The following is a 21,844-nucleotide window of genomic DNA, read 5'->3' as shown; positions in this document are numbered from 1 at the left end:
ACGGTCCCCGACCCTCCAATTTAATGAGACTATCACATGTCGATGGCTAAGTTCCTCGTACGGCGATTGCTGCAGGGAATCGTCGTCATCTGGGGAGTCGTAACGATCATGTTCGGACTCCGGGCAGTTGCGCCCGGCGATCCGGCGAACCTGATGCTCGCGGAAGGGGCAACTCAGGAGTTAGTGGAACAGGTCAGACGAGAAGAAGGACTGAACGAACCGGTCTACGTCCAGTACTTCGATTACGTGCGGGAACTGATCACCGGCGACTTCGGATACTCCTGGCAGTCGAACCGGGAGGTCGAAGCGATGGTCATCGAACGGATCCCCGCGACGATCGAACTGACGATCGCCGCGACGATCGTCGCCCTCGTCATCGCGATCCCCCTGGGCGTGATTTCGGCGACGCGGCGGAACGAGCCCGCCGACTACAGTGCCACGCTGTTCTCGCTGCTTGGCATCTCGACGCCGAACTTCTGGCTCGGGCTCATGCTGATCCTCGTGTTCGGCGTCTGGTTCGGAATCCCGTACCCGACCTTTGGTCTGTCGTGGGTCTCGCTGGCAAGCATCAGCATCCCCTACCCGAGCGTCGGCTTCTACGATTTCCCGACCGGTCGTCGACCGGTCGGCTTCGGGGAGGCCGTGCTGACGCTCGTCCGGTACGGGTCGGTCTATGACCTGCTGGTCTGGCTGAAACACATCGCGCTCCCGGCGCTTACGCTCGGGACGTACTTCACCGCGCTCATCACCCGCCTCACCCGGAGCGGCATGGTCGACGAACTCGGGAAGCCCTACGTCACGGCGAGTCGAGCGAAGGGGCTCCCCTCGGTACTCGTTCGCTACAAGCACGTGCTGCGGAACACGATGATCCCGGTCATTACGGTCCTCGGGCTCCAGATGGGGACCCTGATGGGCGGTGCAGTCATCACCGAGACCGTGTTCAATTGGCCGGGCCTCGGGCTTCGCCTCATCGACGCGCTCGGAACGCGAGACTGGCCGCTCATGCAGGGGATCGTGGTGTTCATCGCCATCGCGTTCGTGACGATCAACATCGCCGTCGACGCCGTCTACAACTATCTCGATCCGCGGGTGAGCGAGCAATGATCTCGGACCGAATCAGATCGAATCTCTGGCAGACGTTCAGGAAGAGCCTGCTCCCGAAGCTCGGGTTGGTGCTGTTGGCGTCGATCGTCTTCATGGCGGTGTTCGCGCCGGTACTGGCCACCCACAATCCGACGCGGACGGGCTACTACGACGAACAGGGTGCGGAGTATCCCCCGCTCGGCCACGAATACACGACATCGGTCGCTGACGACGGCGACATCGTCGACGTGACGGTCGAGCCGACCACCGAACACGTACTCGGGACGAACAACGTCGGACAGGACGTCTATTCCCGGTTCCTCTACGGAGCGCGAGTCTCGCTGCTCGTCGGCCTCCTTGGGACGGCACTGGCAGTGGTGATCGGCGTTCCGATCGGGCTGGCTGCGGGCTACTACGGCGGCCGCGTCGACGACGGGCTGATGCGCATCGCCGACACCATGCTCGCGTTCCCGGCGCTCGTCCTCGCCCTGGCGCTGATCGGCGTCTTCGGGGAATCGCCGATATACGTCCCCGATCCGATCGTAGCGCTCGGGCTGGTCGACGGGATGCCCGACTCGATTCCGATTCCGGGGACGGTCACGATCGTCGCCGGACTCGTCACCTGGGTTTGGTTCGCGCGCGTCGCTCGCGGCGAGGCGTTGTCGATCCGCAGCGAGGAGTACGTCAAGGCCGCGCGGAGTTTCGGGACGAGTGACAGGACGATCCTGCTCAAACACGTGCTCCCGAACAGCCTCACGCCGATTATCGTCCTCGCGACGATTCAGGTCGCGGCGATCATCCTGCTCGAGGCCTCGCTGGCGTATCTCGGCTTCTCCGGGACGACGCTCTCGTGGGGCTACGAGATCGAACGCGGACAGGACGTCCTGCGGACTCGACCGTGGGTCGCTATGGTGCCGGGAATCGGGATCGTCCTGGCGGTGATCAGCGTCAACTTGCTCGGCGATTGGCTCCGCGATGCACTGGATCCGAACATCGAAGGTGAAGGCAGATGACAGAGGAAATACTTCGCGTCTCCGACCTTTCGACGCGCTACTTCACGCAGGAGGGACAGGTAAACGCGGTCTCGTCGCTCGACCTCGGAATCGAACGCGGTGAGGTCTTCGGGATCGTCGGTGAAAGCGGAAGCGGGAAGAGCGTCACCGCCCGCTCCGTCATGAACCTGATCGACCCGCCGGGCGAGATCACGGACGGCGAGATCCGCTATCGGAACCCCGATCTCGTCGAGGCGATCGCCGACGACCACCCGGACGCGATCGACGGGGAGTTCGTGAAACTGCTCGAACTCCCCGACGACGTCAGGCGGTCGCTGCGAGGGACGTCGTTTAGCATGATCTTCCAGGACCCGGAGAGCAGTTTCAACCCGACGCTTACCGTCGGCGAACAACTCGCCGAGGCCGTCGAGGTCCAGCGCCGGGCCAGCGCCAACCCGCGGTCGACCCGCGCGCGAACCGAGTCCGCGGAGTACTCGCTGGGATCGCTGTTGCTCTCCAAAGTACTCCCCTCGCGGCGATACGTTAGCGAGGAGAGCCGCGACCGGGCGATCGAACTGCTCGAGCTGGTCGGCATTCCGGATCCGGTCGAGCGAGCCGACGAGTACCCACACGAGTACTCCGGCGGCATGCTCCAGCGAGCGATGATCGCGCAGGCGCTGGCCGGCGAGCCGGACGTGCTGATCGCCGACGAGCCGACGACGGCGCTCGACGTGACGATCCAGGCCCAGATCCTCGATCTCCTCGACGAGTTGCAGGCGGAGACCGAGATGACGATCCTGCTGATCACGCACAACCTCGGCGTCATCGCCCGCATGTGCGACCGGGTCGGCGTGATGTACGCGGGAGAGATCGTCGAACGCGGGACCTTAGCGGACGTCTTCGACGAGCAGGTCCACCCCTACACGGCGGGACTGCTCGGCTCGGTTCCCGACCTCGAGGGAGATGCGGCGCGACGCGATGCGGAGAGTCGAGCGGCCGAGTCGCGAGACGATGCGGCCGGCCGGCTCCAGCCCATTCCGGGGAACGTGCCGAGCCTCCTCGACCACGAAATGGGCGATCGGTGTCACTTCGCCGATCGGTGTCCGAAAGCGATGACGGCGTGTCTCGAACACCCGCCGGAGTATCCGGCCGGCGGGAGCGATGACCACCGAGCGCGCTGTGTCCTCGCCGAAACGGAGTACGACGAGGGCGCGGCGCTCTCGGACGGCTACTTCGACGAGAGGGAACGGTCGGCCGGGGACGAACACGCGGGGCCGGAAGAGCCCGAGACCGAACCTCCCGAAGAGCGGTCACGACAGCCGGCCGAGACCACCGGAGGTGAACACCAGTGAGCGCCGACGATCCGCTCGTTCGCGTCGACGACCTCCGGAAGTACTTCTGGGAGAACGATTCGGTTCTCGATCGCCTGTTCGGGGACGAACCGGTCCCCGTTCGCGCCGTCGACGGCGTCAGCTTCGACATCCACGAGGGCGAGACGCTGGGGCTGGTCGGCGAGTCCGGCTGCGGGAAGTCGACGGCGGGGGAAACGCTGCTTCGCCTGCAGGATCCCACCGAGGGCCGGGTCGAGTTCGACGGCGAGAACGTCTACGATCTCAGCGGGGCCGCTCTCACCGACTTCCGCCGGCGCGCACAGGTCGTCTTCCAAGACCCCTTCTCGAGTCTCGATCCACGAATGACGATCGGCGATATCGTCAGACAGCCCCTCGATGTCCACGAGGTCGGGACCGACATCGAGCGGCGAGAGCGGGTTCGGGACCTGCTCGAGCGCGTCGGCCTCTCGGCCGACCAGGTCGATCGCTACCCCCACGAGTTCTCCGGCGGCCAGCGCCAGCGGATCGGGATCGCTCGCGCGCTGGCGCTCGAGCCCGAGTTCGTCGTTCTCGACGAGCCGACGTCGGCGCTCGACGTCTCCGTCCAGGCACAGGTGTTGAACCTGCTCGACGACCTGCAAGCGGAGTTCGATCTCACGTATCTCCTGATCAGTCACGACCTCTCCGTGATTCGGCACGTCTGTGACCGCGTCGCGGTGATGTATCTCGGCGAAGTCGTCGAGATCGGCCCCGTCGAGGACCTGTTCGAAGACCCGGATCACCCCTACACGCGGGCGTTGCTCGAGAGCGTCCCGCGCGCGTCGACCGACGAACGGGAGCGCGATCGGGAGACGCTCGCCGGCGACGTGCCGTCCCCCCGGGATCCGCCGAGCGGTTGCCGGTTCCGGACCCGATGTCCGATGGTGATTCCACCCGACGATCTCGAGGTCGAACGGGAGACCTATCGCGCCCTCATGACGCTCCGCCAGCGGATCGAGCAGCGGGACATCTCCCTCGAATCGGTCGGCGGAGACGATCGGTTCACGATCGAGGACGGTGGGGTGCCGGACTCTGACGTTCCCGCGTTCGTCGCGGCACTGAAAGACCGATTGCTCGCGGTCGACCTGCCGCCGCGACACGACACGATCGTCGAGGACGTCCTCGCCGAACTGGCGACCGGGGACTGGGACGCGGCCGAGGACCGACTTCGGGCGGCGTACGAAAGCGTCTGCGAGCGCGATCGCCCAGAACTGGGAGACGGATCGCATCCGGTGGCCTGTCACCTCCACGACGATACGATCGATCGAACACCGGCTCCCGACTCCCTGGACTGATGAGCGGTTCGACGAACGTAACAGTCTCGAGAAGGCATACAAACGGCGAATTCGGCATACTGAGCGAGTACAGCGTATCTGGCGACCGGTCCCGAGATCGACGCTTACTCGCCGGGGATACGGACCCAATCTGTATTGGCAGTAGGTGTAATACCACTGGGTGCCTGCTCGACGTATGAACCAGACGAACGCGAGCCGGATGGAAGCGGCCTGTTCCCTTCTCGCCGAGTCCGAACGCCGGTATCTCCTCTATCAACTGGCCGAGGACGCGACCGCGAACCTCGAGGACGTCGTCACGCAGGTCGCCGCCTGGGAACTCGATGCCCGTCCTGCGACGATCGGGAAGGAACAGCGCCAGCGGATCTACGTCTCGCTGGTCCACAACCACCTCCCGCGGCTCGCCGACTACGATATCATCGATTACGACCTCCGCAGCGGCGACGTCGTCCTCGATGACGGGTTCGACGACATCAAACCACTGCTCGAGCAGTTCAAACAGACCGAGGAGAAAGTCGAGATCCGCGAACTGCCCTCGCTCTGAGACACCGTCCCGGTGGCGGCCGATCGACCGCCGGAGTCGCCGCTGGCGTCGACTCGAACCGAAATTCATAGGCACGTTCTCACGGAACAGTCACCGTGAGCCGATATCAGACCCTCTCGCTCTTTCTGGTGCTTGCAGCGTTGTGGGGAGCAGCGTTCGTCGCGATCAGTGCCGGGCTGTCGCATCTCCCGCCGATACTGTTTGCGGCGCTTCGATACGACATCGCCGGGCTCCTGATGCTCGGCTACGCGGCCGCCGTCGCCGACTGGCGACCGCGCGACCGGGCCGGCTGGTGGCAGGTCCTCGTCGGTGCCGGGCTCCTGATCGCGGCCTACCACGCATTCCTGTTCGTCGGCCAGCTGCACACGACCGCCGCGGCCGCAGCCATCGTGGTGAGCCTCTCACCGGTCCTGAGTACCGGGTTCGCGCGGGCGCTCGTCCCCACGGACGCCCTCTCTCCCGTCGGTCTCGTCGGCGTCGTCGTCGGACTCGTCGGCGTTGCCATCGTCGTCCGCCCCGATCCGGGCAGCCTGCTCGCGGCGGACGCCGTGGCCAAGGGACTGGTCTTCTGTGCCGCGCTGGCCTTTGCCCTCGGTAGCGTCCTCACCCGCCGCATCGACGCCGACCTCGCGATCGAGACGATGGAGGCCTGGTCGATGCTCGGCGGCGCGGCCATGCTCCATCTCGTGAGCCTCGCGCTCGGCGAACCGATCGTGCCGACCGATTGGATCCATCCCGAGGCGATCGGCGCGCTCGCGTACCTCGCGGTGGGAGCAAGCGCCGTCGGCTTCCTCATCTATTTCGAACTGCTCGAGCGGCTGGGTGCCGTCGAGATCAACATGGTGTCCTACGTCGCCCCGATCGTCGCGGCCGTGGTCGGCTGGCTCTACCTCGGCGAGGTCGTTGATACCGCCGCACTGGTCGGGTTCGGCGTCATCGTCGTCGGCTTCCTCCTCGTGAAACGCCGGGCGATCCGCCGGGAGCTGGGGCAGGTCCGGTCCCGGGAGGCGAGCGAGTAGGCGGCCCCTACCGGCGATGGGCGTGGCCGACGTACAGCGATAGCAAGTTGCCGGCGAGCAGGCCGAGAAAGAGCCCGCCCTCGAGCGCCGAGGAGAGGCCGGTCGCGAGCAGGGGAAGGTAGGCCGCGGGGAGAACGATCGCCGCCCAGAATCCGACGGCGCGGATCGGCGTCGCCAGTCCCGGGACGGCGCGCTCGAGGACGCCGTGGTCCTCGTCGGGACGGCCGTCCGGCACGTTCGAGCCCGCGGATCGTCGGTCGTCGAGGGAGGGAGGACTCGCCATCGAACTCGTCGATCGATCATTGCCCGCCGCGGTGCATATACCGGGTCGACCGTTTCGTCGGTTACCCCGGATTCAGCCGGACTCGGTCGACGGAACGTTCCGTTTACCGACGGAAACGACTCGTTCATCGTCACGATGAGCGGTCGCGAACGAACCCGGACGGAGGTTTATCCGTGATCGCGGGGCAACGCTCGCCATGAGCGACATCGAACGGATCGAACAGCGGCTGTCGGCGCTCGAGCGCGCGGTCGTCGACGGCGACCCCGAGGTACCGGCGCTCGAGGACCGCGCGTCGCTCGCCGCCGACCTCGAAACGGCCGTCGAGCGCCTCGAGGCACACGACCGACGGCTCGCCGATCTCGAGGGACGCGTCGACGCGGTCGAGGGTGCCGTCGGCGGCGTCGAATCGGTTGACGACGCGGTCGAACGGCGGGCCAACGCGGCCGTGGCGGCGGTCGACCGGCTCGAGTTCCGCATTGACGGCCTCGAGCGAGCCCTCGAGGGCCGCCACGATCGAAACGGTTCGCGGTCCGGTTCCGAACCGGGTGACGAGGGGGCGGCCGAGCGAGCAGCGCCGAAATCGACGGCCGACGCTCGAGACGAACGCGAGTCGGGGAGCCCGCCCATCGCGTCGGCGGACGCGGCCGGGGAAAGCGGTGAACGCCCCGGCGTCGAACGGACCGTCGAGGCGATCGTGTCGACGGCCGACGACGGAGGCTCGAGCGGCGACCCGCTGTCGGAGAGCGAGGTGGACGGAGCGGCAGCCACGGACGAGGCGGACGGGGCGACCGGCATCCTCGGATCGCTCCGGGACAGACTCCCGTGAACCGCTACGTCGTCGCCGCCGTCCTGACGGTCGCGCTCGCCGCGCTCGCCGCACCGGCGATCGAGCGGGGCGCGACGATGAACACGAACCGGCAGGTCGAGACCGGGATCGCATCGATCGACGACGCCGCGACCGATCTCGTCGCCACCGAGGAGCCGTCGCCCGACGGCCACCCGAACCCCCGACGCGTCGTCGAGTTGACGCTCCCGCGTCGCTCGCTTACGACCGTCGCCGTCGACCACGTTCGGATCGTTCCGCGGGCCGATCGACGCGCCACCGTCGTCCGGTACGCGCTCGCGGACGGACGGGTCCGTGAGACGATCATCGACGAACGGATCGTCGGGGGCGATCCCGACGACACCGAGCCGTTCGTAGTCCGTGAGCGTGGCGAGAACAGGCTCGCGTTGACGCTTCGGACCGACGCGGACGGGAAGCCGGTCGTCGTCGCGAGCCGCCTGTGAGTTTAAATCGGATGCCGCGGCCAGCGCCGGTATGTTACAGAACCCACCCGAGCGGCTCCGCTCGGTCGTCGATCGCGTCGACGGCACGCGGCTCGGTCTCGGGGGCCTCTTCGACAACTGGGGCGACGAACCGGACACCGGGTGTACGTGTCGAACGGCCGTCGACGCGGAGACGCTCCGGATCGACGCGAGCGACTGCGACGGCTGCCTCGAGTCGTCCGTCCCCTGTCGCCGGACCGCGATCGAGGCACTCGCCGACCGCGAAGCGAACGCGATCGTCGTGCGATCGAACGGCCTCGAGCGCCGGTACGCAGACCGCGGCGTCGCCCTGCTGGGCTCGGCCGGTCGGTTCGTCGCGCTGCTTGGTCATCGCGACGACCGGCTGGCGTCGGCCGCCGCTCGGGACCCGCTCGCCGTCGGCGAGGAACTCCGGACCCGAGTCGGTCCAGTCGCGGACATCGGCGTCGAATCGGGACTCGTGGCGGCCGCCGAGCGCGCCGAGGGCTACGAGTCGGCCCTGACCGCGACCGTCGGACTCACGATCGGTCACTACTTCGTCGATCGGTCGATCGCCGACGGGGCGCGTCTCGTCGATGCGCGATCGCTGTCGACCGGCAGCGAGGCACGGATCTACGACCGCCCCGACGAGACGCCGCAGTACGCCCTCGAGATCGTCGATACGACCCTCTCCGAGAGTGACCGCCGGCTCCTCCTCGAGGGCTACGAGGCGATCGCCGAGGGGGTCGTCGAGGGGGACCGAGCGGGACCGCGGGCGATCGAACGCGCGAGCGGGGAGCCGGCCACTCCCCAACTGGCGGGCGTTCTCACGAAGCATACGGCCGGCTACGGCGTCCTCGAGGACCTGTTCGCGGACCCGCGCGTGACCGATGTCTTCGTCACCTCGCCGGTCTCGGCGAACCCGATCCGGGTCGTCGTCGACGGGGAGTCGATGCCGACGAACGTCTCGCTCACTCGAGCGGGCGCACAGGCACTTGCGTCCCGGGTTCGACGCACCAGCGGCCGGGCCTTTTCCCGGGCGAGCCCGACCGTCGACGCGACGGCCGCGCTCGAGAACGGGACCGGCATCCGAGTGGCCGGCGTCACCGAACCGGTCGCCGACGGAATCGCGTTCGCGTTCCGGGAGCGGCCGGACGAGCGGTTCACCCTCCCCGCGCTGGTCGCGAACGGAACGGTATCGGCGGCGGCCGCGGCGTTGCTCTCGGTGGCCGTCGAGCGAAACGCCGCCGCCCTGATCGCCGGCACGAGAGGGGCCGGCAAGACGACGCTGCTTGGCACGCTGCTGTACGAACTTCCGCCGGCGACGCGGACGGTCCTGATAGAGGACACGCCGGAGCTGCCCGTCGACACGTTACAGTCGGTCGGTCGCGACGTACAAGCGCTCCGGACCGGTACTGGCGACGGGCCCGAAATCGCCCCGGACGAGGCACTCAGGACCGCCCTCCGGCTGGGCGACGGCGCGCTCGTCGTCGGCGAGATCCGCGGCGAGGAGGCGGGGGTCCTCTACGAGGCGATGCGCGTCGGGGCCAACGCCAACGCCGTCCTCGGGACGATCCACGGCGACGGGGCCGATGATGTCGCCGAGCGGGTCGTGACCGACCTCGGTGTCGAACCCTCTTCGTTCGCCGCGACGGATCTGATCGTGACCGTCCAGACCCACCGGACCCCCGACGGCCGAACCCGCCGCCTCGCCGCCATCGAGGAGGTGATCGACGACGGCGACACCCACCGGTTCGAACCGCTGTACGAACTCGAGGGCGAGGACGCGGTCGCAACCGGTCGGATCGACCGCGGCGAGAGCCGGCTGGTGGACCGGCTCGCCGGACCGACCGAGTCCTACGCCGACGTGCGCCGGGCGATCGCGGCCCGGACTGACCTGCTCTCGCGGCTCGCCGGCGAGGGCCGAACGAGTCCCGACGCGGTCACGCGAGCCTACGCGGACCGGACCGACGAGTGATCGCGCGATGACGGCCGTGCCCGTCGTTCGTACGCTGGCGGCACTGTACCCGGCCGAGGTCGACGCCAGTGACGGCCTCGCGGAGTCGCTGTCGTTTACCGGTTCGCCCCACGACCCCGAGACGGTCGTCAGAGCGGGGTACGGGGCCGGAATCATCGCTGCCGTCCTCCCGCTGGGACTGTTGCTGACGCCGGCACCGCTCCCGTTCGTAGCGTTTTTCGTCCTCGTGGCCCCGATCGCGGCGATCCACACGGTTCACTCGATCCCCCATCTACGGGCGGCGTTTCGACGGACCGAAGCCCTCGGCGACACCCCGAACCTGATCGGCCGGGCGGTGTTGCGCATGCAGGTCCAGCCCGCCCTCGAGAGCGCGATCCGGTTCGCAGCCGACACCGGCTCGGGCCCGCTGTCGCGGAGTCTCGACGCACACATCGATCGCACGGTGGGCACCGCGGGGACGGGGCTGCTGGCCTTCGCCGAGGAGTGGGCCGAGTGGTTCCCGGCGTTACGCCGGTCAGCACACCTACTCGCGACCGCCCAGGACGCTCCGGAAGCCGAGCGGTTGCGGACGCTCGATCGCGCGCTGTCGGCCGTCCTCGACGGCACGCGTAGCCAGATGGCCGAGTTCACGTCGGCTATTCGTGCGCCGGCGACCGGACTGTTCGCCTTCGGGATCATGCTCCCGCTCGCGCTGGTTTCGCTGGTCCCGGCGGTGCCGATGGTCGGCTATGCCGTCAATATCTGGCTCGTCGTCCTCCTGTACAACGTCGTGCTGCCCGGTGCGCTCGTCGGGGCCAGCCTCTGGCTGCTCGTTCGCCGGCCGGTCGCGTTTCCGCCGCCGACGATCGGTCACGACCACCCCTCGCTCCCCGATCGCCTCCGACTACGGCCGCTCTGGGGCGTGGCCGCCGGCGGCAGCAGCTATCCCGTTCTCGTCGCGGTCGGTCCGACACACCTCGCGCCCGTCGCCGCCATCGGTATCGGGCTCGGGGTCGCGCTGTTGGTCACCTACCGACCGATCCTCGCGGTCAGACACCACGTCCGCGACGTCGAGGCCCACCTCACCGACGCGCTGTACGTCGTCGGCCAACAGGTCGCCGAGGGGGAGTCCGTCGAGTCCGCCGTCGAACTCGCCGGCGACCGAGTCCCCGGCGAAACCGGCGCCGTCTTCGAGCGCGCGGCCGGCCTCCAGCGGCGGCTCCAGACCGGCGTCAGGGAGGCCTTCCTCGGCGAGTACGGCGCGCTCCGATACGTTCCCAGCCCGCGCGCTCGCGGGACCGCCGCCCTGCTTGCGATCGCGGCCGACGAGGGGAAACCAGCGGGTCGCGCCATCGTCTCCATGGCCGACCACCTCGAGGAACTCGAGACCGTCGAGGCAGAGACCAAGCGGAACCTCGAACAGGTGACCGGGACCCTCGACAACACCGCGGCGTACTTCGCGCCGCTCGTGGCCGGTGCCACCGTCGGCATGGCCGACATGATGGCCAGCGACGCGCTCGTCGCGTCTGGCGAGGTCGACGCGGCCGCCTTCCCCACGGAGTCGTTGGGGATCGTCATCGGGGTCTACCTGCTACTGCTGTGTGTCATCATCACACCGCTCTCGATCGCGCTGCGTCACGGGATCGATCGCGCTCTCGTCGGCTATCACGTGGGTCGGACGCTCGTCTCCGCGATGGTGTTGTACGTCGTGACGGTGGCCCTCATCGGTGCCGTCCTCTGACCGCTCGCTCCCACTTCCGTCCGGCCCGGGTCGGCTCCCCACCGCGACTGAGGTTTAAATACGAACACGCGGCCAGCGAGGGCATGCACCTGGAAGCACCGATCGACGGCTGGTACGTCTGGCTCGCCGTCTCCATCGTCAGCGCCGCCGTCGGTACCGTTGCGCTCGGTCTACCGACCGGCCCGCCACCGGACGCGAACCGAGCAGCCAACGCCATCGAGGAGACGGCCGGCAGTCCCTACGAGGCGAGTTCGACCTACGACCACGACGCGACCGCGATCAAGGTCACCGGCCGCACCGTCGCAATGCGAAACGAACACGGCACGACGCGGGCGACGCTCACTTACGGCCACGTGGTCCCCGTCGCGGGGAACGAACGGCTCGAGAACGTCTCCGCCGGCCGTGCCGTCGAGGACGAGTACGCGGGGGCAGTCCGGGATCCGAGTCGGAACGCGATCGATGCCTTTCTGGCGGACGTCGAATCGGCATACGAGACGAACACCGACGAGTGGCAGACCGCGAACGGGCCGTTACGAACGCGGACCGTCGCGACGGGCGCGGTACCGTCCGTCAGCGCTACCGTCGACATCGAACTCGTTCCCGGCGACCAGACACACGAAGCGACCTTCGAGTACGAGTCGACCGCAGAAACCGGGATCCGGCTGCGGGCAAGCGGGAGCGACGACCGGGGACATATCGACGAGCGGGTCACGGGAACGCCAACGCGGAAGACCGAGACCGTCGCGCAGTTCGACGAGAACTCTGCGATGTCGTTCCCGATCGACCTGCGGGTCAACGCCGGCGGCACCCAACTGTGTACCGAAACCGTTCGGACCGACCGAGGAGACCAGCCCGTCAGGATCTGTCCGCCCGGCGGAAAGACCCTCGAGACGACCGGTATCGACGATCGAGGCTACGTTCGTCGCGATACGGAGGCTGATTCGTTCTATGTCACGCTCGTCGATGTCTAACCGGGGGCAGACCGACCCCCTCGCCGCACTCGTCGCCGTCTCGGCGCTTATCGCCGGGATCGGTCTCTACGGACTCTATCTCACCGATACCCTTCCCGGAACGACCGATCGAACCACCGAAACGACGGCGCTCGAGCGGATCGCCGATGACCTCGAGAGCGACGGCGTCGTTCGCGCCCACGACGGCGATCTCGCGGACGGAATCGAGACCGGATCCTTGCCACACGGCCGGAACGTCTACGTCCGACTCACGATCGTCGCCGACGGTCGTGAAACCGTCGTCGGAACCGCCGTGTTCGGAACCGACGGAACGTCGAGCCCGGACGCAATTGATGAGGCGGAACTCGACGGCCCGCCCGAGGAGGCCGGCGTGGCAGAGCGCTCGATCCCCGTGGCGACGGCTCCCGGCGACGTGCGCGGCGGGACGCTGCTCGTGGGGGTGTGGGACGGATGAGGTCGGATCGTGCGGTGAGTACGGTCATGGACGTTGCGATGGCACTGCTGCTCGTCAGTGCGAGCGTCCTGTTGCTCGGTACCCACCTGTACGGGACCACACCCGACCCCGACGGGGACCGGGCCGACCACACGGCCGCGGTACTCGGCGCGACGACCATCAGCGTCCAGTACAGCCTCGCCGACGCCGATCCAGTCGCCGAACGACCCGGCGAGTACCACCGGACCGAGTACGGGTCCGCAACCGGCCTGCTCGCGGATGCGGCCGTCGCGAACGCCCGCATCGACGGGACGCCGATCCGCCCCACGGGCGACGAGTTCGAGGCCGCCGTCGACGCCGCCATCGGGAGCGCACTGATCGGGTCCGACCGCGAGTTCTACGCCGTCGCCGAGTGGGAACCCTACGAGAACGCCTCGATCAACGGGACGGCGACCGCCGGCGAACGGCCGCCACCGACCGCGGACGTCTCGAGCGTGACGCTGACCGCCTCGAGCGGACTGCCGGCCGTCGACGCCGACGAGATCGAACGCGCGTCCCTCGAGGGCGGGACCGATTGGAACGACCGCCTTGGCGATCGAACCGACCTCGTTGCGGATTCCGACTCGGCCGGTTTCGAAGCCGCGGGTATGGTCCTCGGGGACGCGATCGTTCGGGGCTACTTCCCGCCCGAGGAGACGCAACTGGCACTCGAGAGTCAGGGCCTCTCCCGCGAACTCGCCGTCTTCCAGTACCAGCGCATGGTCGCGCCGCTCGAGTACGAGTTCTCCGGGACGACGAACCCCGCCCATCATGGCCCGCTCAAACGCGAGAAAGCGGACGCTCTCGAGGCAAACGCACAGGTTCGACGCGGGATCGCTGACGCGGACCGATTCGGCCGGGACGGGCTCGGAGAGTGGCTCGCCGAGGATCTGCAGGACGCCTTCGCCGAGGAAATCGCGACGATCGACGACGAGTACAGCGGCACCGCCCGCGACGAGCGGATCGCAGCGCTGCTCGCCGACGAGGTATCGACCGCCGAGGTAACCATCACGATTCAGACCTGGTAAGATGACCGACAGTCAACCCACAGTTTCGATCGCAGCAGACGACCGCGCCCGAGTTCCGTTCGCCCTGATCGCAGTTCTCCTGTTGATCAGCAGCATCGCCATCGTCGGCGTCCTCGGCTCCAGAGACACACCCGAGGTCGAGACCGAACAAGCAGTGGCCATCGACCGCGCCGAATCGGTCGCCGTCTCGGAGTTGCGGCGATCGGTCCTCCGAGCGACCGAGACAGCCGCAAGCGCACCCGTCACGTCGACCGACGGTGCGAGCCCGACCGTCGAAGCAGCGTTCGACGATGACGAGCCCGTCTTCGACCAATACCTCAAGCTCCTCGTCTACCGGGAGGTAGCCGAATCGTTCGCGACCACTCCGCAACAGGTCGGCCACGATACCGCCGCCGGCGTCACCATCGACCGTATCGACTGGAACGACAGCGACGATCTCGCAGCCGCGATCGACCGTATCTCGCTCGAGCGACCCGACACCGGTGTCCTTACCGTCGAAGTCGCAGACGTCGAACTCATCGGGAACGAAAGCGACGGCGAACCGATCACCGAACGCCGCGATCTGACCGTCTCGGTCGCGACCCCGCTCTACCAGCTCAAGGACCGAACCGACGAGTTCCAGCGCCAGCTCAACACCGGCTTTTTCGAAACCGACGAGTACGACGGCCTCGGTCGATATACGGCTGCCCGGCTGTTTCCCTACACCTGGGGCAAGGCCTACTACGACCGCCTCTCGAGCGGCCAGCCGGCGTTCGATAACCTGACGCCCAACGACCACACCGAGGTCATGGTCAACGACGCTATCTTCGGCCTGCAAGAGCGAACCTTCGGCACGACCGACCCCTACAGGGACCGCGCCATGCTCCAACCGACGCTGTGTATGGCCGGCGATCTCACCTCGAACGCGGGCGACATCGAGACCGAGGACTTCGTCGCTAACGACAGCGCCCTCGCCAACGAGACCGACCTCTGTAACGCCAACCTACTCGATCAAGACGGTGAGCTACCCGACCCGCCGACCGTTCAGGAGATTGCACTGACGATGCTCGAGGACAACGTCGAAACCGATGTCGAGGTTCAGGCCCATCCGTTCGCCGATCTGGGGTATATGCAGATGGCGGCTGGGATGGATATGGCGCAGATAGAGGCGGAGTTTAATCAGTCTCTTGGAGAAAGTAACCGTTTCAGTAATCAATATCTGGGCCATTATTTCTCAAATAAGTTGAATAATCAGGACGTAGCTGGAGATATTGGATCAATTACAGATGATAATAACCCAGTGGAGGGGCTAGCTCAGCTATATGAGGATGTTAGGCTAGAAAACGATGTTAATGATATTATAGAACAGGGGTATGATATTGAGGTATCTACGAGAGAGTCTGGACCACACAAGCATCGGAGTTTACCGACCCCCTCTTCTCCTACTGAATGGGCACAAGACCCGGGGAATTGGTCTGGACCTTATAATACAACATATTTTGCTAGTACATCTCAAGCTGATGCGGACGTTTCGATTGATGTCCTCACAGAAGATCAGGATACAAGTTTTGATGATCGTAATGTCGCCAAAATTGAGGTTGAATATGAGAACTCTATCGGAGTTAGTGCTGAGTGGGAACATAAAGACGAGAATCGATCCCCTCATACGGACTGGAATTGGAAAGACAATATCACATACAGCGCGAGCTATACGATCAGTACCGATCTCGTCTCTGATGACATCGATGTGGAGCGGGAAAGTCGTGGAATCGAATCCCCGTTCCAAACAGACTCCTGGGACGAAGATTATGAGTTCGTCGGGAATTTTGAGGGTGTCAAGACGAAAGCGGTCAGCGAAACCTTCAATCTCGACTCGACTACTTTCCACGCCCAGGAACGGGAACTTGAGCGAGCGCTTGAAGCCTCGAGTACTTCGATAATCACGGAACGTGACTTCGAAGAGGAGATACCCTACTCAGCGGATCCCGATATCGATGTCAGCCCACGAAACGAGGATAAACTCTACGAATGGGCGCTTTCCGAACTCAACCATACCCATTACGAAGTCCTCACGCGTGTCAAGCCACATCGAACGGACCTCTGGAATATGGTCGAACGGCCGAGTCCGCTCAGGAACGCCGAGAGCAACGTAAGAGATGTCGAACTCGAACTAGTGTATCAAAACACGTCCGAACCATACGCCAACACTGCAGATCTCCTTCGAGCGGAAGTTCGCAAACAGTACTTCGAGAATACGTACGATAACATCGACAAAGTTAGCAGATGGCACGACACGACACTTGGTGAGAGTAGCTCCATACTCAATGATCTCCTCGGTGGACTTCTCGACACAAGTAACGATCTTCTCGGCGGACCGATGGACTTCGTCGATAGGATGATGGATCCCGAAACGCGACCCGAGGAGACGCAGGGATCGCTCGAGAGTTCGCCGTTGATGGAGGACGTGAACTATCAAGTCGAAGCATCACCGACCTACCTCACCTTGGAACCCGTCAATCGAACCGACGTTCCAGCGGTGCGTCCGGACGGTGGTGAAACGCTCTCAATCGACGACAGCAACAGTACGGAACATGCGCCCATGGGTGCCGGATATTTCGATGGAATCGGCTATCCTGGATTCCCTCTCATGCCGTGGCCATCTTTATTCTACCTCCAACTTGACGCGTATTATGTTGGTGTCCAGGGAGAATACGCCCGGTTCGAGGTGCGAGCTGCCGACGGTGACCCAACGAGCGCTACTGGATTAACGTATGTCCGGCAAGATACTGAGACAACAATCGAGACACCTACGCGGGCAGCACAAGACGAGCTTACAGTTGGTTCTGTCGAACCGATCTCGTTTGAGAATGAACTTGTAGTGCCAGTCATTGTACCAAGTCCACAATTGGTAACCAAGGGTTCGCCGGGTGTTGGAGACATGTGGCGCTATGGAAATATAAATTCACCACGAGAACACTGTTCAGAAGGTTGGAAAAATGCTGGCACAAAATATGATATGAATAATAGACATGGATGCATATCAGATGACGCTCCCCAACCACTTCCAGTGAAATAGACACAAAATCTGGGCCCACTACGTTATCAAATAGATCTCTCCTGACTTAAGAGATATAAAGGCATGATCATCAGAGATAGTCGGTGGTCCAGCGATTGGTTCATTGAATTCGTCAATTTTCCACCGTCTGTCCCCTGTTTCCCTATCATATGCTAATACCTGTCTGCTGTTCGCGTGGTATACACTACTATTGGAAATAACTGGCTTATAATTTATATTCGATTGCAAACTATCTTCCCAAATCACCTCTTCCTTTTTAGTGTCAATAGCGAGTAGCCAACTGCCACCACCAGACAGAACACCATCACTTGCGACTACGTATAGAATCCCATTTGCGAGAGAAGGGCTTTGAGGAGTTTCACTTTTTGTTTTGATTGACCACTTTTGTGTGCCATCTTCAGTATCAATCGTGTACAGTCGTTTATCCGCACCGCTTATATAGATGTTTTCACCATCAGTTGCTGGATTACATTCTCCCATAGATTTTCCTTCAGGGTTTTCAAAAGTCCACTCTACAGAACCATTTTTGGCATTTACTGAGTATAAAACATGTTCCCCCGCAAAATATACACTCCCGTCGTCATATGCTGGGATACTTGTATATGGCCGCCCGAGGTTGTCATCTCTAAGATTATGAATTATTGTTTCTTCACCGTTGTCAATATCGAATTGATATAACAAAAGGTTTTCAGAAGCAATAACCGCGCCGCTATCAACTACTGGACAAACATTACTGATACCAACGCTATTTTGCCAAATGAGATTTCCGTTATTTCGATTAACTGTAGCAATTCCCTCATTCATTCCGACATATATGCGGTTATCAGAGATGGCTGGGTAGGCACCACGTATATCAGGGAAGTCGGACCGCCATTCGTTTTCTCCAGTCTCTGTATTAATCGCATATAATTGGTTGTCAGCAGCGGTGTAGAGAGTGTCACCAATAACAGCTGGACTGTCGCTAACTGTTCCATTTGATTCAAGTAGTAATTTAGCTGTAACATCCTCACTAGTCGGGCCAGTCGCCGTCGGATGATACCCCGTGTTCTGTGGATCGACGCCGTACATGGGCCACGTGTCGGCTGAAAGCGCGTCGTCGTTCTCGGGCTCGTCCTCGTTCGTTTCGGAACTATCGCTCGTACAGCCAGCGAGGACCGAAACGCCGGCAACGGTACTGGCACAACTCGCCAGCCAGGTCCGGCGAGTTCGGTTCGGTTTCCAACCCATAGTACAATACCAAAATTAACCCCATAATGTAAACTCTTTATCTTCTATCCGGGCTGTGATTTCCGAGAGGTGACACCAGCCCGTGACGGACCGACAGATGAGACGCGGATCCGGCAGCACTGAGCGAGTGACCGAAACCGACTCGAGAACGGCGAGACGGAGCGGGCGGACGTTCAAAAAGGAAGCCGCGGGACTGTCGCTATGATCGCTATCGCAGGAGCGAAAGGCGGCTGTGGAAAGACGGTGACGACGATCGGACTCGCGGAGGCGGTCGCACGGGAGACGACGACGGCGATCGCGGTCGACGCCGACCGCCAGCTGCCGAACCTCCACGTGGCCGGTGGTGTCGATCGGGAGCCGACGCTCGCAGGGCTCGAGTCCGAGTCGGCCGTCGCCGAGACGGTCGTCCAGTCGAGTCCGCGGACGGACGACGTGGGGCTGGTCGCGGCACCGGAGCCGTCCGACCGGATCGACTTCGAGACAGAGTTCGATCGGCTCGAGGGGGCGGCCGAGCGGGCGTTCGTGGATTGCCCGTCGGGTGCGGGCCCGGACGTCGTCGAAGCGCTGTCGGCCGCCGACGGGGTGATCGTGGTCACGGCGGAGACGGAACGCAGTCTCACGGCCGCCGAGACGACGATCGAGATGGCGCGCCGGCTCGAGGTGCCGATACTCGGCGCGGTGGTAAACCGGTGCGACCGCGTGCCGGAAGCGGTCGACTCGTGGACGCGGGTCCCGGTTCTGGGGCGGATTCCGGATGGGGAAGCACCGCTGACCGACGAGGCGACGCGGGAGGCCTACGAGGGGATCGCACGGACGATAGAACGGCGGCTGGCCCCGGATCGGACGCCAGTGGCGTACGACGAGGATTTGCTGCCGACGGGGATCGACGCGCTCGATCGGGCGCTCGGGGGCGGACTTGAACCGGGGTCACTCGTCGCGGTGGTCGCGGAGCCCGCCAGTCAGTCGGAGCAGCTGCTTTACGGAACGACCGCCGTCCGCGGGACGCTCTATCTGTCGACCGAGCGGTCGACGGCGAACGTCTCGCGGGCGCTCGAGGCCGCAGCGATCGAGACCGGGAACCCGACGGTGCGCCGCCTCGGTGGCGAGACCGGGCTCGACGACGCGGCGGAGTTGCTCGAGACGCTGCCGGCGGCGTCGACGCTCGTCGTCGATCCGACGAATGCGATGGAGACCGCGGACCGGGCGACGTACGTCTCCTTTCTCGACGCGCTCACGGAACGGCTGGTCGCGACGGAGAGCATCGGCCTGTTGCACTGTCTCGAGGGGCCGGCGGTGCCGGCGAATCGGACGGCAACGCTTCACGCCGCCGACGCGGTCTTCGAACTCGAGTCGGAGCCGGCAGCGGATGGGACCGACCATACACTGTCGATCTCGAAGTTCAGAGGTGACAACGCGGGGACCGAACGGATCCGGCTCGCGTTCGACGGCCGGTCGCCGGCGTCGATCGAGGCGACCGACAACCGATCCTGAGAGCCGAGTCCAGTTATCGGCTGGACGGTCGGTATCGGGTTATGCTAGTCCAGCGCGGCCGGCGATCGATCGTGAGCGTCGCTCCGATCGGTATCGTGCGTCGTACAGCGCTCGAGCCGCCGGGCGAGGGTCCGAAGGGGTTCGACCGCCGGGCAGTCGGGAGCGACGGCGGCAACGGGACGTCCGCGCCGCTGTGCGTCGGCGACGGCCGACCGCTCCTCAAGGGCGAGTACCGGGGCGCTGACGGTTCGTTCGATGCGCTCGGCGATGCCGTCGGCGACCGCTCCGGACGTCCTGTTGAGGGCGACGGCGGCGATCGGCGTCTCGAGGTCGAGTGCGACCTGTCGCGTTCGCATGGCGTCGGCGAGTGCGGGTTCGGTCGGGGTCGTGACGAGAACGGCCGCGTGGGCGCTCGCGAGTTGTCGGCCCACGTCGCGTGCCAGCCCGGCGGGGCAGTCGATCACGACGTGGCCGAACTCGCGTTCGAGCCGTCGAACGATCCGCGGGAACACCGACAGCTCGGCCGCGCGGGCACCGGCGAGCGTTCGGCCGCAGGGAAGCAGCCGAACCGGACCGCGTCGGTCGACCGCCTCGAGCGGGTCGGCGCGGTCAGCCAGGACGTCGTGCAGGCCGGGGCCGCCGCCGCGGGGAAGGTCCGGGGTCGTGAAGTCGCCGTCGACGACGACCCCGTCCAGTTCGTACGCGAGGTTCAATGCGAGCATCGACTTACCGACGCCCCCTTTCCCGCCGGTGACTGCAACGATCATCGCTCCCGTCCGACGACGGTCGGTGTCGGTTTCCACTCGGTCAGCGAAGCGAGGACGGCCGCCGGCTTCGGGGACCGGTCGCTCGAGGCCCGTCGGTGATCAGTCACGGCCAGCGGCGGTTCGACCGGCGACGCCGGGCTCGCGAAGCCGATTCCGTGACGGCGGTCGGGTTCGATCACGCCCTCCCAGACGGCGTCGGTCCATGCCGCAGTCCGATCGCCGTCCGTCGGCGGCCAGACGGGGCCGTCGAGTCGGCTCTCGAGTCGGACCCGCTGTGGGGTCGTCGCGGCGGTTTCGATCGTCGCCGACACGAGCGTTACGCCGTCGATGCGGTCGATCTCCCAGTCGAGGTCGATCACGGCCGCGTTGGCCGCTCGCTGTCGGATAAAGGTCCGCTCCCGGTCGCGGCCGAGCGGGACCGGTTCAGGCGCGGCCGCGAAGTCGTTACTCGTCTCGACCGTCTGAGCCAGAGCCCGAACCGACCTCGAGGTCGAACCCCTCGCCGAGTTCGCCGGGGCCCGACTCGAGGACGACGGTTTCGCCGGCGGTCATCGAGTCGCCGATATCGACGGCAACGTCCTCGATGTCGACGGTCGGCGGAAAGAGCAGGTCGACGCGGCTACCGAAGGCGATGTGGCCGATGCGGTCGCCGCGCTCGAGGGTGTCGCCACGCTCGGCGTAGGGGTGGATCCGACGGGCGAACGCCCCAGCGATCAGGGTCACCTCGGCGTCGGAGTCGGGTTCGTCGGGATGGGACGCCGAGCCGTCGGTCTCGACCGCAGCGGAGTCGGCGTCTGCCGCGGACGGCAGGTTTGGCGAGTCGGTCTCGAGGCGGACGTGGACGCGTTCGTTGCGGTCGGACTCCTTCGAGAAGGCGGGGCGGTTGGCACCGGAGACGTGTTCGACGTCGGTAACGCGGCCGGCAAAGGGGGCGCGGACGACGTGGACGTGCCAGACGTTCATGAAGACCCCCAGCCGGACGCGGTCGCCCTCTTCCCGGAGGACCGAGACGTTCCCGTCGGCCGGCGAGACGACGCCGGTCGGCGGTGGGGTACGGTCGGGATCGCGGAAAAAGGCGAGAGTACCGGCGCCGACCGCGAGCGCGACGAGGCTCGCGGTGACGCTGATAACGAGTGCGAACGGGGCGGCAAGTAGCGGAACGATAGCGTACTTCCAGGCCCCCGGCGCGACGTTCATGGGAGAACTGAGGCGACCGACTCGTATGGCCGTTACGGATGGCACGAGCCGGGCAGCGGATACAGAGAAGG

The 21,844-nt window shown here is 65.0% G+C and carries 20 protein-coding genes; 15 read left to right on the top strand and 5 right to left on the bottom strand.

The features are described from left to right. Positions 1-36 precede the first annotated feature (36 nt). From NATPE_RS04090 to NATPE_RS04065, 6 genes are all read left to right on the top strand, one after another. Entirely contained in the window at positions 37-1,104 is a 1,068-nt protein-coding gene (locus NATPE_RS04090) for an ABC transporter permease (RefSeq protein WP_049804845.1), read from the top strand. Then, a complete protein-coding gene (locus NATPE_RS04085; protein ID WP_006180052.1) occupies positions 1,101-2,096 on the top strand; it encodes an ABC transporter permease in 996 nt (331 codons plus the stop codon). The genes NATPE_RS04090 and NATPE_RS04085 overlap by 4 nt, the downstream gene beginning before the upstream one ends. Further along, the gene (locus NATPE_RS04080) at positions 2,093-3,427 is read left to right on the top strand and encodes an ABC transporter ATP-binding protein (protein WP_006180053.1); all 1,335 of its coding nucleotides are present in this window, start codon (positions 2,093-2,095) and stop codon (positions 3,425-3,427) included. Before NATPE_RS04085 ends, NATPE_RS04080 begins: the two co-directional genes overlap by 4 nt. Beyond that, positions 3,424-4,740 (top strand): ABC transporter ATP-binding protein, encoded by a 1,317-nt coding sequence (locus NATPE_RS04075; RefSeq protein WP_006180054.1) that lies wholly within the window; start codon positions 3,424-3,426, stop codon positions 4,738-4,740. Before NATPE_RS04080 ends, NATPE_RS04075 begins: the two co-directional genes overlap by 4 nt. Positions 4,741-4,915: 175 nt before the next feature. Beyond that, positions 4,916-5,281, top strand: a complete 366-nt coding sequence (locus NATPE_RS04070) for a DUF7344 domain-containing protein (protein ID WP_006180055.1) — start codon at positions 4,916-4,918, stop codon at positions 5,279-5,281. 95 nt (positions 5,282-5,376) lie between these two features. Continuing rightward, on the top strand, positions 5,377-6,300 hold the full coding sequence (locus NATPE_RS04065) for a DMT family transporter (RefSeq protein WP_006180056.1): 924 nt from the start codon (positions 5,377-5,379) through the stop codon (positions 6,298-6,300). Positions 6,301-6,307: 7 nt separating this feature from the next. On the opposite strand, the gene NATPE_RS04060 is transcribed toward NATPE_RS04065, so the two are convergent. Then, the gene (locus NATPE_RS04060) at positions 6,308-6,583 is read right to left on the bottom strand and encodes a hypothetical protein (protein ID WP_015298758.1); all 276 of its coding nucleotides are present in this window, start codon (positions 6,581-6,583) and stop codon (positions 6,308-6,310) included. Between the two features lie 196 nt (positions 6,584-6,779). Between NATPE_RS04060 and NATPE_RS04055 the strand changes: the two genes are divergently transcribed. The 8 genes from NATPE_RS04055 (at position 6,780) to NATPE_RS04020 (ending at position 17,091) form a co-directional block, all read left to right on the top strand. Further along, entirely contained in the window at positions 6,780-7,409 is a 630-nt protein-coding gene (locus NATPE_RS04055; RefSeq protein ID WP_006180059.1) for a DUF7310 family coiled-coil domain-containing protein, read from the top strand. Then, a complete protein-coding gene (locus NATPE_RS04050; protein ID WP_006180060.1) occupies positions 7,406-7,870 on the top strand; it encodes a DUF7311 family protein in 465 nt (154 codons plus the stop codon). The genes NATPE_RS04055 and NATPE_RS04050 overlap by 4 nt, the downstream gene beginning before the upstream one ends. Before the next feature lie 31 nt (positions 7,871-7,901). Continuing rightward, positions 7,902-9,845 carry an ATPase, T2SS/T4P/T4SS family gene (locus tag NATPE_RS04045; RefSeq protein ID WP_006180061.1) on the top strand — a complete coding sequence of 648 codons (1,944 nt, stop codon included), beginning with the start codon at positions 7,902-7,904 and terminating at the stop codon, positions 9,843-9,845. 7 nt (positions 9,846-9,852) lie between these two features. Then, positions 9,853-11,565: a hypothetical protein gene (locus tag NATPE_RS04040; protein ID WP_006180062.1), complete on the top strand. Its 1,713-nt coding sequence runs from the start codon at positions 9,853-9,855 to the stop codon at positions 11,563-11,565. 83 nt (positions 11,566-11,648) lie between these two features. After that, positions 11,649-12,536: a DUF7283 family protein gene (locus NATPE_RS04035; RefSeq protein WP_006180063.1), complete on the top strand. Its 888-nt coding sequence runs from the start codon at positions 11,649-11,651 to the stop codon at positions 12,534-12,536. Then, complete coding sequence (locus tag NATPE_RS04030; RefSeq protein ID WP_015298757.1) at positions 12,514-12,990, top strand: DUF7285 family protein; 477 nt, start codon at positions 12,514-12,516, stop codon at positions 12,988-12,990. The genes NATPE_RS04035 and NATPE_RS04030 overlap by 23 nt, the downstream gene beginning before the upstream one ends. Then, positions 12,987-14,036, top strand: a complete 1,050-nt coding sequence (locus NATPE_RS04025; protein ID WP_015298756.1) for a DUF7284 family protein — start codon at positions 12,987-12,989, stop codon at positions 14,034-14,036. The genes NATPE_RS04030 and NATPE_RS04025 overlap by 4 nt, the downstream gene beginning before the upstream one ends. 1 nt (position 14,037) lies before the next feature. After that, on the top strand, positions 14,038-17,091 hold the full coding sequence (locus NATPE_RS04020; protein WP_006180066.1) for a DUF7286 family protein: 3,054 nt from the start codon (positions 14,038-14,040) through the stop codon (positions 17,089-17,091). An 18-nt stretch (positions 17,092-17,109) separates the two neighbouring features. Here NATPE_RS04020 and NATPE_RS20970 read toward each other — a convergent pair whose 3' ends face one another. Continuing rightward, positions 17,110-18,159, bottom strand: a complete 1,050-nt coding sequence (locus tag NATPE_RS20970; protein ID WP_157557348.1) for an outer membrane protein assembly factor BamB family protein — start codon at positions 18,157-18,159, stop codon at positions 17,110-17,112. A gap of 360 nt (positions 18,160-18,519) precedes the next feature. Between NATPE_RS20970 and NATPE_RS04015 the strand changes: the two genes are divergently transcribed. Continuing rightward, on the top strand, positions 18,520-19,809 hold the full coding sequence (locus NATPE_RS04015) for a DUF7125 family protein (RefSeq protein ID WP_006180067.1): 1,290 nt from the start codon (positions 18,520-18,522) through the stop codon (positions 19,807-19,809). 44 nt (positions 19,810-19,853) lie between these two features. Here the strand turns inward: NATPE_RS04015 and NATPE_RS04010 are convergent, their stop codons facing one another. From NATPE_RS04010 to NATPE_RS04000, 3 genes are all read right to left on the bottom strand, one after another. Beyond that, positions 19,854-20,576 (bottom strand): MinD/ParA family ATP-binding protein, encoded by a 723-nt coding sequence (locus NATPE_RS04010; protein WP_006180068.1) that lies wholly within the window; start codon positions 20,574-20,576, stop codon positions 19,854-19,856. After that, positions 20,573-20,935, bottom strand: a complete 363-nt coding sequence (locus NATPE_RS04005) for a DUF7857 domain-containing protein (RefSeq protein WP_006180069.1) — start codon at positions 20,933-20,935, stop codon at positions 20,573-20,575. The genes NATPE_RS04010 and NATPE_RS04005 overlap by 4 nt, the downstream gene beginning before the upstream one ends. Before the next feature lie 85 nt (positions 20,936-21,020). Further along, complete coding sequence (locus NATPE_RS04000; protein WP_006180070.1) at positions 21,021-21,773, bottom strand: protein sorting system archaetidylserine decarboxylase; 753 nt, start codon at positions 21,771-21,773, stop codon at positions 21,021-21,023. Positions 21,774-21,844: the final 71 nt, after the last annotated feature.

This window comes from Natrinema pellirubrum DSM 15624, assembly GCF_000230735.2.
In the GTDB taxonomy this organism is placed as follows: domain Archaea; phylum Halobacteriota; class Halobacteria; order Halobacteriales; family Natrialbaceae; genus Natrinema; species Natrinema pellirubrum.
The sequence above is the reverse complement of the archived record's forward strand: the minus strand, read 5'-3'. Positions and strand labels throughout refer to the sequence as shown.

Bases quoted from the DNA above. Each gene is read 5' to 3' on its own strand.
- NATPE_RS04090 (WP_049804845.1), top strand. From the start codon at position 37: ATGTCGATGGCTAAGTTCCTCGTACGGCGATTGCTGCAGGGAATCGTC.
- NATPE_RS04085 (WP_006180052.1), top strand. From the start codon at position 1,101: ATGATCTCGGACCGAATCAGATCGAATCTCTGGCAGACGTTCAGGAAG.
- NATPE_RS04080 (WP_006180053.1), top strand. From the start codon at position 2,093: ATGACAGAGGAAATACTTCGCGTCTCCGACCTTTCGACGCGCTACTTC.
- NATPE_RS04070 (WP_006180055.1), top strand. From the start codon at position 4,916: ATGAACCAGACGAACGCGAGCCGGATGGAAGCGGCCTGTTCCCTTCTC.
- NATPE_RS04060 (WP_015298758.1), bottom strand. From the start codon at position 6,583: ATGGCGAGTCCTCCCTCCCTCGACGACCGACGATCCGCGGGCTCGAAC.
- NATPE_RS04055 (WP_006180059.1), top strand. From the start codon at position 6,780: ATGAGCGACATCGAACGGATCGAACAGCGGCTGTCGGCGCTCGAGCGC.
- NATPE_RS04045 (WP_006180061.1), top strand. From the start codon at position 7,902: ATGTTACAGAACCCACCCGAGCGGCTCCGCTCGGTCGTCGATCGCGTC.
- NATPE_RS04040 (WP_006180062.1), top strand. From the start codon at position 9,853: ATGACGGCCGTGCCCGTCGTTCGTACGCTGGCGGCACTGTACCCGGCC.
- NATPE_RS04035 (WP_006180063.1), top strand. From the start codon at position 11,649: ATGCACCTGGAAGCACCGATCGACGGCTGGTACGTCTGGCTCGCCGTC.
- NATPE_RS04030 (WP_015298757.1), top strand. From the start codon at position 12,514: ATGTCACGCTCGTCGATGTCTAACCGGGGGCAGACCGACCCCCTCGCC.
- NATPE_RS04025 (WP_015298756.1), top strand. From the start codon at position 12,987: ATGAGGTCGGATCGTGCGGTGAGTACGGTCATGGACGTTGCGATGGCA.
- NATPE_RS04020 (WP_006180066.1), top strand. From the start codon at position 14,038: ATGACCGACAGTCAACCCACAGTTTCGATCGCAGCAGACGACCGCGCC.
- NATPE_RS20970 (WP_157557348.1), bottom strand. From the start codon at position 18,159: ATGTACGGCGTCGATCCACAGAACACGGGGTATCATCCGACGGCGACT.
- NATPE_RS04015 (WP_006180067.1), top strand. From the start codon at position 18,520: ATGATCGCTATCGCAGGAGCGAAAGGCGGCTGTGGAAAGACGGTGACG.
- NATPE_RS04010 (WP_006180068.1), bottom strand. From the start codon at position 20,576: ATGATCGTTGCAGTCACCGGCGGGAAAGGGGGCGTCGGTAAGTCGATG.
- NATPE_RS04000 (WP_006180070.1), bottom strand. From the start codon at position 21,773: ATGAACGTCGCGCCGGGGGCCTGGAAGTACGCTATCGTTCCGCTACTT.